The sequence below is a fragment of the Acinetobacter higginsii genome (assembly GCF_000369845.1).
Lineage (GTDB): Bacteria > Pseudomonadota > Gammaproteobacteria > Pseudomonadales > Moraxellaceae > Acinetobacter > Acinetobacter higginsii.
In genome coordinates, this window is the sequence record NZ_KB850214.1 from 510,555 (window position 1) to 526,979 (window position 16,425).

A 16,425-nucleotide genomic window follows, 5' to 3' on the forward strand; every position below is an offset into this window, starting at 1 on the left:
TTTGGCGGGTACTCAGCCAAGATTTATTTCACTTGATAAAGGGTTTCACCCACAGCATTGATCAAGCGTGATAATTGCGCTTCGGTGCTGTTAAACATTGGGCCAAACTGAATGGTGTCTCCGCCAAAACGCACATAGAAACCGGCTTTCCACAACTTCATACCGATTTCAAATCCACGAATGGTGGCATCGCCATCTCGTGGCGCAAGCTGTAACGCCCCAATCAAACCGCAATTGCGAATATCAATCACATTCGGTGCACCTTTTAATTCATGAATCAGTTTTTCAAAACTTGGGGCCAAAGCCGCAGATTGAGTAATCAGATTTTGATTTTCCAATACATCTAAAGTGGCTAAAGCAGCAGCGCAGGCAACGGGGTGTCCTGAATAGGTATAACCATGGGTAAATTCAACCGCATGTTCAGGCAAGTCTTGTTGCATAAAGGCATCATAGACTTCACGGCTTGCGACAACGCCACCTAATGGAATGGCACCATTGGTAATTTGTTTGGCAAAGGTCAGCAGATCAGGCGTTACATCGAAATATTCAGCCGCTGTCCATGTGCCCATACGGCCAAAGCCCGTAATCACCTCATCAAAGATCAGCAGGATATTGTGTTGATCACAGATTTCTCGCAGGCGTTTTAAATAACCTGTTGGCGGCACAATACAACCTGCCGAGCCCGAAACCGGTTCAACAATCACTGCAGCAATATTCGATGCATCATGTAGCTCAATCAGCTTGAGCATTTCATCGGCCAGTTCAATTCCACCTGTTTCGGCACAACCTTTGCTAAAGCTCAGATGTGCTTGCAAGGTATGCGGTAAATGATCAACATCCATCAATTGACCGAACATTTTACGGTTGCCACCAATACCGCCCAGACTGGTGCCTGCCACGTTGACTCCATGGTAGCCACGAGCACGTCCAATCAATTTGGTTTTGCTCGGTTGACCTTTAATACGCCAATAAGCTCTTGCCATCTTGATTGCGGTATCTGCTGACTCAGAACCCGAATCGGTAAAAAATACATGCTGTAGCTGTTCAGGCATGTGCTGCACAATTTTCTCAGCCAATTGAAAAGACAATGGATGTCCAAATTGGAAGGCAGGTGAATAATCCAGTTTTGCCAATTGGCGACTCACCGCTTGCTGGATTTCAGGCACGCTATGCCCTGCACCGCAGGTCCACAAACCTGACAATGAGTCATAAATCTCACGTCCTGTGCTGTCAATCAAAGACGAACCTTTGGCAGCCACGATAATGCGTGGATCTTGATGAAAGTTACGATTGGCGGTAAACGGCATCCAATGCGCTTGATAATTTAACTTCATAGCAACGTCTGACGGACTGGCTTCCAATGCATCATCGCGGTCATTTGTGGTGTCGATATCAAACATAATCACTCTTCTTGTTTTGGGTTTATGTTTGGAGTGTACAGCGCGTTATAGTTTTGATAAATTCAAATTGTCTTGAGTTTAGATATAAAAAAGCAAAACTAAATGAAGCCTAAAAAATTAAATCAAGTGACTGATTTTGATATAAAACTGCTCAAAATTTTTAAAACGGTGTGTGACTGCCACAGCTTTAGCGCTGCGGAAAGTCTACTTGGCATCAGTCGTTCTGCGATTAGTCTGCATATGAGTGATCTGGAAAATCGGCTGGGGATTCGACTGTGTCAGCGTGGTCGAGCGGGCTTTGCCCTGACCGATGAAGGTCGTGAAATTCTGGAATATATTGAAGTGTTGAATGCTTCGATTGAAGACTTTCGAGCCAAAATCAATCAAATGCATAATCAGCTCAAAGGTGAATTTAATATTGGGATTATTAATAATTTAGTCACCATGCCCAGCGCCTATATCACCAATACCCTTGCGCTATTGGCTGATGAAAATCCAGAAGTGGTGATTAATATCAGTATGAGTACCTTGTCCGATATTGAATGTCGCGTCTTGGACAACCGCTTACATGCAGGTGCCATCCCCCTCGTCACCCCATTATCTGGCTTAGATTATTTTGATTTATATAGCGAAAAGTCTTTACTCTACTGCGGTAAAAATCACCCGCTGTTTCAACATTTAGGTGACATACAAACAGCGGACTTAAAACAGTGGCATGCGGTATTGCCCAATTATGCAACGACAGCAGAAGCGACGAAATTACATCAACTGCTTAATTGTTCGGCCACCGCCAGTGACCGTGAAGGCATTGCCTTTTTGATCTTAACCGGTAAGTTTCTCGGTTTTTTACCCGATCATTATGCGAAGAAATGGGTGGAGGATGGCTTTATGCAACCGATTTTACAGGACGTGATGCATTACAGTACCCCGATCTGTCTGATCACGCATAAAGGCAAAAACTACCATATGATTTTAAAAACCTTTATGGATATCCTGAAAACCAGAATCATGCCTCTGGCTTAACTCAGACTAGAATACAAAAGTCGATGAGTTGAACCCATCGACTTTGTTTTATCAATCATGATGCATGGCTATGCTTCACCTGTTTCAGCGATGTTTGTCGCTGGATTGACTGTGCTTTTACTTCCACTGTCTGACTCATGCCGTTTCAGCACCAGCACCGCAAAAATCGCAATAATGGCAGGGATGGCAATCATCACAAAGTTCATCTTATGCGGTAGACCTAAGGTCAGCAGCATCCCTGTTAAAATTGGCCCGACAATAGCACCAATTCGCCCAACTGCGGATGCACAGCCAATCCCTGTGGAGCGCACACTCAATGGATAGTATTGCGCCACATAACTATACAAAAGGATTGAAGTACCAATAGTTGCAGCACCCGCAATCGTCACCAAACCATATAGTATATAAGCTGGCGAGTTATAACCGAGTCCGACCAAGGCAAATACCCCTGCCACAAACATGGTTAAAATCACAGGCTTTAGGTGGAATTTATCTGACAGTATGCCACCAAAAATTGCCCCAAGCATGGCACCAACATTCAACGCCAGCAGGAATAAGATACTTTTACCCAATGAATAACCTGCTGCCAGCATCAGTTTTGGTAACCAGCTACTCAATGCATAAACCATCAACAAGCACATAAAGAATAACAGCCAGAACATTAAGGTACTTAGAGCACGACCATGTTGAAATAAAGCTTTTGCCGAACTGCCTGTATCCAGATGATCGTCATTCAAGCATAAGCGTGTCTCAGTGCTTAATGCCTGTTCTGGTGCAATTTTTTGAATGATGGCATGGGCTTGTTCAGTCTTACCGCTTTTCACTAAAAAGGTCAGTGACTCAGGTAAAAACTTCCATAGAATGGGTAACAGCAATAATGGAATACCGGCAATCAAGAACATAATTTGCCAGCCTTGGCTTTCGACTAAATAACTGCCCAACAATGCCGAAATAATTCCACCAATGGCATAGCCACTGAACATACTGCCAACCAAAGTACTGCGTATCCGTTTCGGTGCATATTCAGAGGTTAACGCCACCAAATTCGGCATCACCCCGCCAATGCCTAAACCGGCTAAAAATCTTAAAATCCCAAATTCAAAAGGCGTCGATGCAAATGCACCCCAAAAGGTAAAACCACTAAAAAACGTCACACAAATCAAGATCACATTTTTGCGACCGATTTTATCTGCCAAAGCCCCGAATAGCATGGCACCAAACATCATGCCGCATAAGGCAGTACTGGCCAACATACCCGCCTGTACCGCGGTGAGTGACCATTCCTGCATCAATACAGGCAAAACCACACCATAAATAACCAGGTCATAACCGTCAAAAATAATAATCAGTAAGCACCAAAGCAAAATGCTCCAGTGAAAAGGCGTAAATTTTGCTTGGTCAATAATTGCATTGACATTCAACGTCGATGTTGCCATTTAATCATCTCCTCTATGAGATAAATTCTTGTTCATTTTTAAAAAGACATACTGCACCCTAAAGAAAAAACAGATTATTCAAGGTCTTGATTAAAAATCGTAACTCGCCATCATATTGAAGCGGTTATCGATCCCGTTACGGCCGTCAAAGGTTTCACGCTCGCCATAGACATACTCCACCCCCAAGGTGATGGGTTTATACGGGTTGTACATGGCATTGATCCAGCCCTGCCAAAGTTCCTTGTTTTGAGTTGCATTATTTTTTTGAATTTCAGCGAAAGTATTGTCATCCTTGGCTTTCATATAGCCGTAGCCCAAGGTTGAGCGAAGCTTCGAATTAAACTGATGGGTCAGACCGGCAGAAATGGTATCGAATTCATTGCTCTGAATATGATTTTTATCATCAATTACATAGCTGTTATTGGTCCAAAGCAGGAAGCGGCCATCACCTTTAACATGGTAATAATCGGCTTTTAAGAAAGTTTGTGGTGTCAGCTGATATTTACCGCCAAGCCCTACACCCCATGCCCATTCCTCATCATTACTGGTCTTTTTCTCGGCCATAAAAGTACGACCTGACAACAGTGAACCATTGGCAAATTTATGGTTCAACCGCCCAACTAAAGCAGGCAATCGCATTTCATTATCAGGGTCGGAAGTTGCGGTATATTTAGGGTCTTCAATCGCGACAGCAAAACTGGTATTGGCTGATAAGTTATCGCTATAACGTACCAAAGGTGAACGTTGTAATGCCCCACCGACATAGGTTCCCGCATCAATGGTTTCTGGATAATACTCAGGTGCAATAAAGGTTGACCAAGTCTGACCAATCAACCATTTATCAAAAGTTAAATAGGCATGACGAATACGGAATTGATCGCGTGTGCTACCTCCAAAGAAATCCATTTCCAGCTTACCACCAACATCGCCAACGGCTGTCGGTGTTTTAAAGTTTAAGCCCAAACGAGTGACATTGACGGTTGAATGCAAGCGGTCTTTTTGTTGGGCTTCCTCGGCAGTATGTTCCAGTGGTACGCCACTGATATTGTTATACATGGTCGATGCACCTTTGGCCTGATAAGAAGCATCGGCACGGAGATAACCATATAAATTGACTTCAGCCCCGCCTTTGCTGATATTCAGTTTTGGAGCTTGTGCTTCCGTCACCTGTGGCGCAGCAGCTACGGCAACTGGAGCTGTCGATTGTGTCTGAGCAGGTTGTTTTACATACTGTTGCAGCATGGCGCGCAACTCTTGAACTTCTTGTCTGAGTTGTGCAATTTCAGCACTCTCAGTTCCCGAATAAGCAGAGGACATGGCCGTTAAAACCGCCGTTGCCAATATGCTTTTTTGTACCGTTAAAATAAACTTTTTCATTAAAATCAATTTCCTTTTCGGCTGATCTTAAAACCCGGTTTAAGATCATTCTTTGTTTGTGTTTTTCCTTTGTCGCACAGATGTACCACATCACATTTTTTATTCTAAAAATTCAAACCATTGATTTATTTAAACTTCACCTCCTATCTAAGTGAATAGCCACTTTTCTTAAAGACAACAGAACCTTGCAGCGGCAAGTTCAGCCACTGTTAAAAAACATCGGTTAGAAGCTAAAAATTAAGTTGCTGTTTTAATGTTGAATTCCTTGTTGAGTGAAAACAGCCTTGCCAGAAAGTTCCGAGGTCAAAATCTCCTCCTGCTTTTTCTGGGCAATCAGTCCCTGATAAGTTAAAACTTGGCTAAAGCAATGCACTTGTTGAAAACCAGTACTGCAAAGAAGTTGCTGATAGGCGTCAAAAGTGAGCGTGAAAAAGTCTTGTGCTAAACGCTCCATCATGGTGTGGCTCTGCTCGGCACTCAGACCATTGCTCTGACACAGCAGTGGCAATGCTTTCAATTTTTGAGGATCTTCACAGGCCATCAGGTCGTAAGTCATGAGCAATCCATCCGCTTTTAACCGCTGTGATATTTCAGCAAAGAAACTCGGTTTAAGCGCATGCGGCACAAAATGCGCAACTAGAATAGACAAGGCTGCATCAAATTTTGGCTGTGTAGGCAATGCAGCAGTTTCGCCATGAATAAATTGCACACGCTCTGACTGACCCAGTGCCTGAATCAGTGCTTGGGCTTTCTGCAACATACTCAAAGAAGGATCAACTGCCGTAAAAGTCCAAGTCGGATGTCTGTTCAGTAGATATTCAAGCTCATAGCCTGTGCCACAACCAACAATTAAAATCTCTGCGTCTGCACTTAAAGCGGATTGTAAAATCGCATCGACTTGTTGATGCATCAGCTCATAACCTGGAATCAGACGACGGATATGATCGTCATAGCGTTCCACTACTTTTTGACTATTAAAATCTTTCGCCATTTGATCCTCTATTTTTAAAAGCCTTAAACGGTCAGCATCGCATCAACAGATAACGGCTTTATAGAAGGTTTGCTCGCTTCGATACTTAAGCCCAATTTTTGAAATAAAGCGTGATCACGATTTTCACCCGCATTGGCAGTGGTTAACAGCTTTTCACCTGAGAAGATCGAATTGGCACCTGCCATAAATGCCAGAGCTTGATCTGAATCGGTTAATGCTTCACGGCCTGCGGAGAGTCGAATGTAACTTTGCGGCATGATTAATCGTGCCACGGCAATGGTCCGAATCCATTCAATCACATCCAGTTTTTCTACTTGAGCCAGTGGAGTCCCTTCTATCGGCACCAGCATATTAATCGGTACAGACTCGGGATGTAGCGGCAAAGTTGCTAACTCGTGTAAAAGACCAATCCGATCCTCTCGGCTTTCACCTAAACCGACAATCCCACCGCTACAGACTTTCAAGCCTGCCTGACGAACATGGTCTAGTGTATCCAGTCGATCATCAAAAGTTCGGGTGCTGATAATGTGGGAATAATATTCCCGCGAGGTATCCAGATTATGGTTGTAATAATCCAGACCAGCCTCTTTTAAACGCTCCGCCTGAGAGGCATTCAACATACCCAAGGTCATACAGGTTTCCAGTCCCAAAGCTTTGACTTCGCGTACCATGTCCAGTACATAAGGCATATCGCGCTCATGCGGATTGCGCCATGCAGCACCCATACAAAAACGAGATGCACCTGAGGCTTTGGACTTTTGTGCCTCTTGAATGACTTTCTCGACGGCAATGCGTTTTTCTGCTTCCAGTTTTGAATCATAACGCGCCGATTGCGAACAATACTTGCAATCTTCAGGGCATTTCCCTGTCTTAATAGACAGCAAAGTACTGACCTGAATCGTATTCGCAGCAAAATATTGTCGGTGTAACTGTTGTGCCTGAAACAGCAAATCTAATAAAGGCTGCTCATACACAGCCTGTATTTCTGCACGTGACCAATCATTTCTAATCTTCATTTATTGATCCTGATACCCTATGTTTAGAGAACAACCACGACATCAAAGCTCCTCCTCAGTTGCAAGACACAGAGGAGGAATACGGTTTTAATCAAATATTTCAGCAGTCAAATTCAGCTCTACCCGCATGATTTCCTGCAATTTAAATTTCTGAGCTTTGCCTGATGCTGTCATTGGGAACTCATCAAAAAACTTAACGTAACGTGGCACTTTATTATGTGAAATATGCTCTTTGCAAAAACTACGAATACTGTCTTCATTGCTTTGGTGATGTTCATGCAAAATAATGCAGGCGCAGAGTTCCTCACCATAACGCATGTCGGGCAAACCAATCACTTGCACATCGCAGACATCGGGATGGGTATATAAAAAGTCTTCAATTTCTTTAGGAAACAGGTTTTCACCACCGCGAATGACCACATCTTTAATTCGACCTTTGATTTTGACAAAGCCCTCACTGTCCATTTCAGCAATATCACCCGTATGCATCCAGCCTGCTGCGTCGATGACTTCTTTGGTTTTTTCAGGCTCATCCCAATATCCCGCCATGACCGAATAACCACGGACACAAAGTTCACCCAGTGTTCCTTGCGGCACAATTTCGCCTTCTAAATCGACAATTTTGACTTCCAAATGTGGATGAACATGCCCAACCGTACTAACGCGTTTATCAATTGAATCATCAATATAACTCTGCACACTGACTGGAGAGGTTTCAGTCATGCCATAACAGATGGTGATTTCAGACATATGCATACGGTCAATCACACGCTGCATGATTTCTCTCGGACATGGGCTGCCTGCCATAATGCCCGTTCTTAAACTGCTCAGATCAAATTCGGCAAATTGCTCATGTTCCAAAATGGCAATAAACATGGTCGGCACACCATAGGCTGCCGTACATTTTTCCTGCTCAATGGTTTTTAAGCTTTCCAATGGATTAAAGACTGAAGCAGGATAAACCATAGTTGCACCATGAGTAATACAAGCTAGATTGCCCATCACCATGCCAAAACAATGGAATAAAGGTACTGAGATACAAACTCGATCTTGGGGCGTCAAGCCAATCCCTTCACCAACAAAATAACCATTATTCAGGATGTTATGATGCGTCAACATGGTTCCTTTCGGATTGCCTGTGGTGCCTGAGGTAAATTGGATATTAATGGTTTCATCAAACTGCAATTGCTTGGCTAAGCGTTGTAATTCATCGAGCTGAGATTGATTTGGGGTTTCGAGTAAATCGCTAAAACGATGGATACCAGTATGTTGCTGCTCATCAATTTTGATCACATATTTTAAATGCGGTAACCGATCTGCATTCAATACTTTATCAGGACTGGATGCCAATTCTGGAGCAATCTTACTCAGCAATTCTTGATAATCTGTGGTCTTGAATTGTGAAGCGATAACCAAGCCTTTGCAGGAGACTTTATTGAGTACATATTCCAGTTCATGACTTTTATAGGCAGTATTCAGATTCACCAAAATAATGCCTGCTTTAAATGCGGCAAATTGGGTCACGGTCCATTCCACACAATTCGGCGACCAGATCGCCAAGCGATCCCCTTTTTTCAAACCCAGCTTGAGCAGACTACAGGCAAATGCATTCACTTCATGCTGTAGTTCTTTGTAGCTTAAGCGTCGGTTCTGATGTGAACTGACAATCGCCTCTTGCTCAGCATATTGCTGGCAGGCTTGATCAAATTTATCTCCAATCGTCATCCCCAACAGGGGCTGCGAGCTGGTTCCAGAGGCATAGCTTAACCGTACATGTTGCATTGAATCATTCTCCTTGATTCTTTTTTAATTCTGTTCTTACCTGATCTAATTGTTGTAACTGCAACTACTCTTCAAACTGCCTATTGTTGTGATGTTAAACCGTTCTGTCTGCCCTACTTTTTCTGTACTGCATCCACACAAAAATCAGCAATCTGTTTGGAAAAATAGTCTTTGTGCGCATGATCAAACTTGGTATTTTGTGCTGGATCCAACGGTTCAACCACCACATAGGTCATTGCCCCGACCACACACATAGCTGTTGTGTTTAAGTCATCCAAAACAAATTCACCACTTGCATTTCCATCTGCAAGGATTTTTTTAATACTTTGTTTAATCAACTGTTTTACCCGAAAACGCTCATGTTCAACGCTTGAATCCACGGGTTCAAACATGAGTGAATATGCCAGCTGCGGACTGTTCAAGGCCCGTTTTACAAAGGTCGCGACTGCCTTGTGCAATTTTTGTTGTGCGGTCAGATCACTTTCTGTGATGGCATCAATCACCAACAGTTCGGTATTGATGGCTTCTGACAAGACCTCAATTAACACCTGACTTTTATTGTCAAAGTAGCGATACACCAGACCACTTGAGACCCCTGCTTGCTCAGCAATGGTTTGTATCTGTGCGTCTTTGAACCCTCCCTCTGAAATTAATTTTCTGGCTGAACTCAAAATCGATTTACGATTTTGCTCCATCCGCTCCTGCATTAAAGTTGATCGTTTATAGCTCATAAATTTTATTCTCTAACAAATAAAGTGAATTGTAAATCATTTTATGAATCACTATTCACTTTTTTAAAAATTCATTGTAAGGTAGTTCCTAAGCACACACAACAACGCTTAATGGAACAACAAATATAATCACTGGGATGACAACATAATGAACCTACGTAGCTTAAACTTTGGTCTGGATGAAACGTTAATTGCTCTACAAAATTCGGTTGCTGCATTTTGTGCAAAGGAAATTGCACCTATTGCACAACAAGTCGATCAGGACAATGTATTCCCTGCTCATCTCTGGAAAAAGTTTGGAGATATGGGATTAATGGGCTTAACCGTTTCTGAAGAATATGGCGGCACCAATCTAGGCTATCTAGCACATATCATCGTGTTGCAAGAAATTTCACGTGCATCCGCCTCTATTGGTCTTTCTTACGGTGCGCATTCTAACTTGTGTATTAACCAGATCAACCGTAACGGCAGTGAGCAACAAAAGCAGAAATATTTACCCAAGCTGATTTCAGGTGACTTTGTCGGTGCTTTGGCGATGTCTGAACCCAACGCAGGTTCGGATGTGGTCAGTATGAAACTACGTGCCGAACAAAAAGGCGATCACTTTGTTCTCAATGGTTCAAAAATGTGGATCACCAATGGCGGTGATGCTGATGTATTGGTGGTGTATGCCAAAACTGATCCACATGCAGGTGCCAAAGGCATGACTGCCTTTCTGATCGAAAAAGATATGCCTGGCTTTAGCCATGGTAAGCACCTAGATAAGTTGGGTATGCGTGGCTCTAATACCTATCCGCTATTTTTTGACAATGTTGAAGTGCCTGCCGAAAACGTACTTGGTGGAGTTGGCAACGGTGCCAAAGTACTAATGAGTGGTCTGGACTATGAGCGTGCGGTCTTAAGTGCTGGTCCTTTAGGCATTATGGATGCCTGTCTGGATGTGGTGATTCCCTACCTGCATGAACGTGAACAATTCGGTCAGGCCTTGGGTGAATTTCAATTGATGCAAGGCAAACTGGCGGATATGTATTCCACTTGGCTGGCTTGTAAAGCCTTGGTCTATGCAGTTGGTGCGGCCTGTGACAAAGCCGATCATGACCGTAGTTTACGTAAAGATGCGGCCAGCGCGATTCTATACGCAGCTGAAAAAGCCACATGGATGGCGGGTGAAACCATTCAAACGCTCGGTGGTAATGGTTATATCAATGAATTTTCGGCTGGCCGTTTATGGCGTGATGCCAAACTTTATGAAATTGGTGCAGGGACTTCGGAAATTCGCCGCATGCTGATCGGCCGCGAACTGTTTAATGAAACCAAATAATAACCATAATTCAGGATGCAGCTTATGAACCAATTACACAGCAAAATTAATGTTCGAAGTGAAGACTTCAAAACCAATCAACATGCCATGCAAACATTGGTCAGCGATCTGAAACAAGTGGCTCAAAAAGTCGCACTTGGTGGTGGCGAAAATGCCCGTCAAAAACATTTGGCCAGAGGCAAACTTTTACCACGCGATCGTATTGATCAACTGATTGATGTCGGTACTGCTTTTTTAGAAATTGGTCAATTGGCTGCTTACAAGGTTTATAAAGATGACATTCCTGCTGCGGGTGTAATTGCAGGTATAGGCCAAGTCAATGGTGTGACCTGCATGATCGTCGCCAATGATGCAACCGTCAAAGGTGGCACCTATTATCCATTGACGGTGAAAAAGCATTTACGTGCGCAGGAAATTGCCGAACAAAATCACTTGCCGTGTATTTATCTGGTGGATTCAGGCGGTGCGTTCTTACCGATGCAAGATGAGGTCTTCCCTGATCGAGATCATTTCGGGCGTATCTTCTATAATCAAGCGCGTATGTCGAGCCAAGGTATCGCCCAAATTGCGGTAGTGATGGGCAGCTGTACCGCTGGCGGTGCTTATGTGCCGGCCATGTCGGATGAAACCATTATTGTCCGTAATCAAGGTACGATTTTCCTCGGTGGCCCGCCATTGGTCAAAGCCGCAACGGGTGAAGTGGTCAGCAGTGAAGATTTGGGTGGTGGTGATGTACATACCCGCCTGTCAGGGGTTGCCGATCATTTGGCTGAAAATGATGAACATGCGCTTGCGATTGCCCGTAACATCGTTGCCAATCTGAATAAGAAGCCCAACGAATTAAACAAGCAGATTGATGAACCGCTATTTGATGCCAACGAACTTTATGGCGTTGTACCCAGTGATGCACGTAAACCTTTTGATGTGCGTGAAGTCATTGCCCGCATCGTAGACGGCTCGCGCTTTGATGAATTTAAAGCACGTTTTGGTTCAACTCTGATCACAGGTTTTGCCTCTTTGTATGGGATGCCTGTTGGCATCATTGCCAATAACGGGATTCTATTTTCTGAATCTGCACAGAAAGGCGCACACTTTATCGAGCTATGTACTCAACGTAATATCCCATTGCTATTTATCCAAAACATCACTGGCTTTATGGTCGGTCGCCAATATGAAAATGAAGGCATTGCCAAAAATGGCGCCAAACTGGTGATGGCGGTAGCGACAGCCAATGTACCAAAACTCACCCTGATTATTGGCGGTTCTTTCGGTGCGGGTAACTATGGCATGTGCGGACGTGCTTACTCACCACGCTTTTTATGGACATGGCCAAACTCACGTATTTCGGTGATGGGTGGTGAACAGGCTGCCAGCGTACTGTCGACCTTGAAACGTGATCAGATTGAGCAAAAAGGCGCGCAATGGTCAGCACAGGAAGAAGATCAATTTAAACAACCGATTCGTGAACAATATGAGCACCAAGGTCACCCTTACTATGCTTCTGCCCGCCTTTGGGATGATGGCGTGATTGACCCTGCTCAAACCCGTCATGTGCTGGGGCTAAGCCTTGCTGCTGCGCAGAATGCGCCGATTCAACCGACCAAGTTCGGCGTGTTCCGCATGTAAGAGGTGTCTATGAGCTATCAATTTTTACAACTGGAACAACACGGTCAAGTGGCCTATGTGTGGCTAAACCGACCAGAACTGCACAATGCCTTTAATACTACGCTGATTGAAGAATTACATGCCTGCTTTACCAGCCTCAACACACGAGATGATGTGCGTGTGGTGGTCTTAGCAGGACGTGGCAAAAGCTTTTCAGCAGGTGCCGATCTGAATTGGATGAAACAGGCGGGTCAAGCCTCTTCAGCAGAAAATGAAGCCGATGCCTTAAAACTTGCACAAATGCTAAATGCACTTGCAACTTTGAAACAACCAACACTTGCGCGTGTGCATGGCATTGCCTTTGGCGGTGGTATGGGCTTGGCATCGGCCTGTGATATTTGTATTGCCAGTACTGACGCCAAATTTGCGACTTCAGAAGTTCGACTTGGTCTTGCACCATCGACCATCAGTCCCTATGTAATTCGTGCCATTGGTGCTCGGCAGGCTTCTCGCTATTTCTTAACTGCGGAACGCATTTCAGCACGCGACGCCAAGCAGATTGGCCTAGCTCATGAAGTTGCAGATGCCGAAGACTTAGACCAAAAAGTTCAAGAAATCATTGATGCTCTGTTACTCGGTGGACCACAGGCGCAGGCTGCATCGAAACAGTTGATTCAGATGGTCAGCCACCAAACGATGAGTGGTGATTTGCTCAAGCAAACTGCACAGCATATTGCTCAAGTTCGTCAAGGCAGTGAAGCCAAAGAAGGTTTGAATGCCTTTTTAAATAAACAACAACCTGCGTGGACTTCCACTCCCCAATAACAACAATTCAGGACGATCACAATGTTTGAAAAGATTTTAATTGCGAACCGTGGCGAGATTGCCTGCCGTGTGATTCGTACTGCAAAAAAACTCGGTATTGCAACGGTTGCAGTGTATTCAGATGCAGATGCCCATGCACAGCATGTTAAATTGGCCGATGAAGCGATTTATATTGGGCAATCCCCTGCCACACAAAGTTATTTACAGGTGGATCGTATTATTCAGGCAGCGATTGATACTGGTAGCCAAGCGATTCACCCAGGCTATGGTTTCCTGTCCGAAAATGATCAATTTGCCCTCGCTTGCCAACAACACAATATTTGCTTTATTGGCCCACCCGTAGATGCGATTTTAGCCATGGGTCTTAAAGCCACCTCTAAAGCATTAATGGAAAAAGCAGGTGTGCCTTTAACACCGGGTTATCACGGAACCAATCAAGAGGCTGAGTTTTTAAAACAGCAAGCCGATGCAATTGGTTATCCAGTACTGATCAAAGCCAGTGCTGGCGGTGGCGGTAAAGGCATGAGCTTGGTCGAACGTAGTGAGGATTTCTTACAATCCTTAGCTTCGTGTAAACGTGAAGCCAAGTCTAGCTTTGGTAATGATGATGTCCTAATTGAACGCTATGTGATTCAGCCACGTCATATTGAAGTACAAGTGTTTGGCGATACGCATGGCAATTATGTACACCTGTTTGAACGTGATTGTTCGGTACAACGTCGCCATCAAAAAGTACTGGAAGAAGCTCCTGCGCCGCAAATGCCCGCTGAAAAACTGGATGCCATGCGTCAGGCTGCGATTGATGCTGCCCGTGCAGTGGATTACGTCGGTGCGGGTACAGTCGAGTTTATTGTAGAACAGGATGGTACCGCCTATTTCATGGAAATGAACACTCGCCTGCAAGTCGAACATCCCGTTACCGAAATGATTACTGGTGAAGATCTAGTGGAATGGCAACTGCGTGTCGCCGATGGTGAACCGCTGCCGAAACTGCAACATCAATTACAGATTCATGGTCATGCGCTTGAAGCACGGATCTATGCCGAAGAACCCGAAAAAGGCTTCTTACCTGCCATTGGCAAAATTGACTATCTACACTATCCAACGCAGAACCAATCTGTCCGTGTTGACAGCGGTATCGTAGAAGGTGATGAAATCACCACCTATTACGACCCAATGATTGCCAAATTGATTGTATGGGGCAAAAACCGTGAAGCGGCTTTGATCCAAATGCAGCATGCACTCAGTCAATTCCATGTCGATGGTTTGGGGAATAATATTGCCTTTTTGGAAAAAATTGTACGCTGTGATTCATTTAAACAGGCCAAACTGGATACCAATCTGATTCAACGTGAACATGATTTCTTGTTCCGCCCTGAACAGATTAAACCTGAATTGGTCATTGCCACCGCCTTTATCGAATTTTTAAGCAAACTCAATCACAACCACTCTAGCCAAAAACAGTTATGGCAAGCACAACCGCTATGGCGTTTAAATATTGCCTTTAAGCAAACCATCAAACTGAACTATCTAGATCAGAATATTCAAATCAAGCTAAGTGCGGCAGAACACGGTTTTAATGCTGAATATAACGGTGAAAGTTACCAGATTTCTGGACAATTACTGGATGCACACACAGCGGTGATTCATCTCAATGGTACCCAACAGAAACTGTCCTTTAACCAGAGTTTGCAAGGCATTACCCTGTTCCATACGGGACAAAGCCATAAGTTTGGCTATATTCGTCAAGATTATCATCAGGACGATAGCCAAGCAGATCAAGGCCATCTCAAAGCACCCATGCCGGGTGTGGTGACTCAGGTTCTGGTCGGCGCTAATCATAATGTCAAAAAAGACGATATCCTGATGACGCTTGAAGCCATGAAAATGGAATACACCATTCGCGCACCACAAGATGGCTTGATTGTTGATGCCTATTTTCAGGTTGGTGATCAGGTTAAAGCTGGCGATGAATTGGTGGAATTTCAGCCTTTACAGGAGGAAGTTGCATGAGTGAGTTTGTCAAAATCGTGGAAGTTGGACCCCGAGATGGTCTGCAAAACGAAAAACAGGCGTTGACCGTCGAACAACGCCTAAACTTCATTCATGATCTGATAAATGCTGGACTAAAATCGATTGAAGTGGGTTCCTGTGTATCTGCTAAATGGGTGCCACAAATGGCACAAAGCGATGAACTGTTTAGGCAGCTCCCACAAGGTACTGACCTGAATTTAAGCCTGCTTACCCCAAATATCAAAGGCTTTGAGGCTGCTCAGGCGGTGGGATGCAAGGAGGTTGCGGTATTTACCGCAGCCTCTGAAAGCTTCACCCGTAAAAATATTAATTGTTCAATTGATGAAAGTTTTGAAAAGTTTAGCGATGTCATAAGCGCAGCCAAAGCACAGCATATCCGTGTGCGTGGTTATGTCTCTTGTATCGTGGATTGTCCTTATGAAGGTGCGATTGCACCTGAGCAAGTGGTCAACGTGGTTAAACGACTGTATGACATGGGTTGCTATGAAGTCTCTTTGGGTGAAACCATTGGGACTGCCACACCAGATCGGGTAAAGCAAGTTTGGGAAGCCTGTCTGGCTGAACTTGATAGCACCGTTTTAGCGGGTCATTTTCACAATACCTATGGCATGGCGATTGCCAATATTTACCAGTCCTTACAACAAGGCATTCGTGTGTTTGATTCATCCCTTGCGGGACTGGGTGGCTGCCCTTATGCCAAAGGCGCTTCTGGCAATGTTGCGACCGAAGATCTGTTTTATTTACTCTCCCATATGGGCTTTGAAACGGGGATTGATTTAGAAAAACTGATGCAAGCCAGCCAAAATATTAGCCATGTCTTAAAGCGAAAAAGCTTGTCGAATTATGCCAATGCATATTGGCAAACAAAGTGTGCTTAGTGATAT

12 protein-coding genes and 1 pseudogene are annotated in these 16,425 nt (G+C 44.2%); 6 read left to right on the forward strand and 7 right to left on the reverse strand.

The genetic code is table 11. The features are described from left to right. Window positions 1-23: 23 nt before the first annotated feature. On the reverse strand, window positions 24-1,406 hold the full coding sequence (locus F885_RS09950; RefSeq protein ID WP_171068200.1) for an omega-aminotransferase AptA: 1,383 nt from the start codon (window positions 1,404-1,406) through the stop codon (window positions 24-26). 96 nt (window positions 1,407-1,502) lie between these two features. Between F885_RS09950 and F885_RS09945 the strand changes: the two genes are divergently transcribed. Further along, the gene (locus F885_RS09945; RefSeq protein ID WP_005316563.1) at window positions 1,503-2,423 is read left to right on the forward strand and encodes a LysR family transcriptional regulator; all 921 of its coding nucleotides are present in this window, start codon (window positions 1,503-1,505) and stop codon (window positions 2,421-2,423) included. A gap of 68 nt (window positions 2,424-2,491) precedes the next feature. Here F885_RS09945 and F885_RS09940 read toward each other — a convergent pair whose 3' ends face one another. The 6 genes from F885_RS09940 to F885_RS09915 form a co-directional block, all read right to left on the reverse strand. Beyond that, window positions 2,492-3,859 (reverse strand): MFS transporter, encoded by a 1,368-nt coding sequence (locus F885_RS09940; protein WP_005316565.1) that lies wholly within the window; start codon window positions 3,857-3,859, stop codon window positions 2,492-2,494. A 90-nt stretch (window positions 3,860-3,949) separates the two neighbouring features. Continuing rightward, on the reverse strand, window positions 3,950-5,236 hold the full coding sequence (locus F885_RS09935; RefSeq protein ID WP_005316567.1) for a DcaP family trimeric outer membrane transporter: 1,287 nt from the start codon (window positions 5,234-5,236) through the stop codon (window positions 3,950-3,952). A 250-nt stretch (window positions 5,237-5,486) separates the two neighbouring features. After that, on the reverse strand, window positions 5,487-6,227 hold the full coding sequence (locus tag F885_RS09930; protein WP_005316575.1) for an SAM-dependent methyltransferase: 741 nt from the start codon (window positions 6,225-6,227) through the stop codon (window positions 5,487-5,489). Window positions 6,228-6,250: 23 nt separating this feature from the next. Continuing rightward, complete coding sequence (bioB, locus tag F885_RS09925) at window positions 6,251-7,243, reverse strand: biotin synthase BioB (protein ID WP_005316578.1); 993 nt, start codon at window positions 7,241-7,243, stop codon at window positions 6,251-6,253. Window positions 7,244-7,330: 87 nt separating this feature from the next. Continuing rightward, complete coding sequence (locus F885_RS09920) at window positions 7,331-9,025, reverse strand: AMP-binding protein (protein ID WP_005316582.1); 1,695 nt, start codon at window positions 9,023-9,025, stop codon at window positions 7,331-7,333. 113 nt (window positions 9,026-9,138) lie between these two features. After that, entirely contained in the window at window positions 9,139-9,756 is a 618-nt protein-coding gene (locus F885_RS09915; RefSeq protein WP_005187203.1) for a TetR/AcrR family transcriptional regulator, read from the reverse strand. 148 nt (window positions 9,757-9,904) lie between these two features. Between F885_RS09915 and F885_RS09910 the strand changes: the two genes are divergently transcribed. The 5 genes and pseudogenes from F885_RS09910 to F885_RS09890 all read left to right on the forward strand — a co-directional run bounded on the left by F885_RS09910 (window position 9,905) and on the right by F885_RS09890 (window position 16,419). Continuing rightward, window positions 9,905-11,077, forward strand: coding sequence for an isovaleryl-CoA dehydrogenase (locus tag F885_RS09910; protein ID WP_005316592.1), 1,173 nt, complete (start codon window positions 9,905-9,907; stop codon window positions 11,075-11,077). Between the two features lie 24 nt (window positions 11,078-11,101). Next, complete coding sequence (locus F885_RS09905; protein ID WP_005316595.1) at window positions 11,102-12,703, forward strand: carboxyl transferase domain-containing protein; 1,602 nt, start codon at window positions 11,102-11,104, stop codon at window positions 12,701-12,703. 9 nt (window positions 12,704-12,712) lie between these two features. Next, window positions 12,713-13,547 (forward strand): annotated as a pseudogene (locus F885_RS09900) (enoyl-CoA hydratase/isomerase family protein). Next, entirely contained in the window at window positions 13,529-15,520 is a 1,992-nt protein-coding gene (locus F885_RS09895) for an acetyl/propionyl/methylcrotonyl-CoA carboxylase subunit alpha (protein ID WP_005316601.1), read from the forward strand. Before F885_RS09900 ends, F885_RS09895 begins: the two are co-directional and overlap by 19 nt. Then, window positions 15,517-16,419 carry a hydroxymethylglutaryl-CoA lyase gene (locus F885_RS09890; RefSeq protein ID WP_005316604.1) on the forward strand — a complete coding sequence of 301 codons (903 nt, stop codon included), beginning with the start codon at window positions 15,517-15,519 and terminating at the stop codon, window positions 16,417-16,419. Before F885_RS09895 ends, F885_RS09890 begins: the two co-directional genes overlap by 4 nt. Window positions 16,420-16,425: the final 6 nt, after the last annotated feature.

Excerpts from the sequence above, each read along its gene's own strand:
- F885_RS09910 (WP_005316592.1), top strand. The coding sequence starts at position 9,905 with ATGAACCTACGTAGCTTAAACTTTGGTCTGGATGAAACGTTAATTGCT.
- bioB (WP_005316578.1), bottom strand. The coding sequence starts at position 7,243 with ATGAAGATTAGAAATGATTGGTCACGTGCAGAAATACAGGCTGTGTAT.
- F885_RS09915 (WP_005187203.1), bottom strand. The coding sequence starts at position 9,756 with ATGAGCTATAAACGATCAACTTTAATGCAGGAGCGGATGGAGCAAAAT.
- F885_RS09935 (WP_005316567.1), bottom strand. The coding sequence starts at position 5,236 with ATGAAAAAGTTTATTTTAACGGTACAAAAAAGCATATTGGCAACGGCG.
- F885_RS09940 (WP_005316565.1), bottom strand. The coding sequence starts at position 3,859 with ATGGCAACATCGACGTTGAATGTCAATGCAATTATTGACCAAGCAAAA.
- F885_RS09920 (WP_005316582.1), bottom strand. The coding sequence starts at position 9,025 with ATGCAACATGTACGGTTAAGCTATGCCTCTGGAACCAGCTCGCAGCCC.
- F885_RS09905 (WP_005316595.1), top strand. The coding sequence starts at position 11,102 with ATGAACCAATTACACAGCAAAATTAATGTTCGAAGTGAAGACTTCAAA.
- F885_RS09945 (WP_005316563.1), top strand. The coding sequence starts at position 1,503 with ATGAAGCCTAAAAAATTAAATCAAGTGACTGATTTTGATATAAAACTG.
- F885_RS09930 (WP_005316575.1), bottom strand. The coding sequence starts at position 6,227 with ATGGCGAAAGATTTTAATAGTCAAAAAGTAGTGGAACGCTATGACGAT.
- F885_RS09890 (WP_005316604.1), top strand. The coding sequence starts at position 15,517 with ATGAGTGAGTTTGTCAAAATCGTGGAAGTTGGACCCCGAGATGGTCTG.
- F885_RS09895 (WP_005316601.1), top strand. The coding sequence starts at position 13,529 with ATGTTTGAAAAGATTTTAATTGCGAACCGTGGCGAGATTGCCTGCCGT.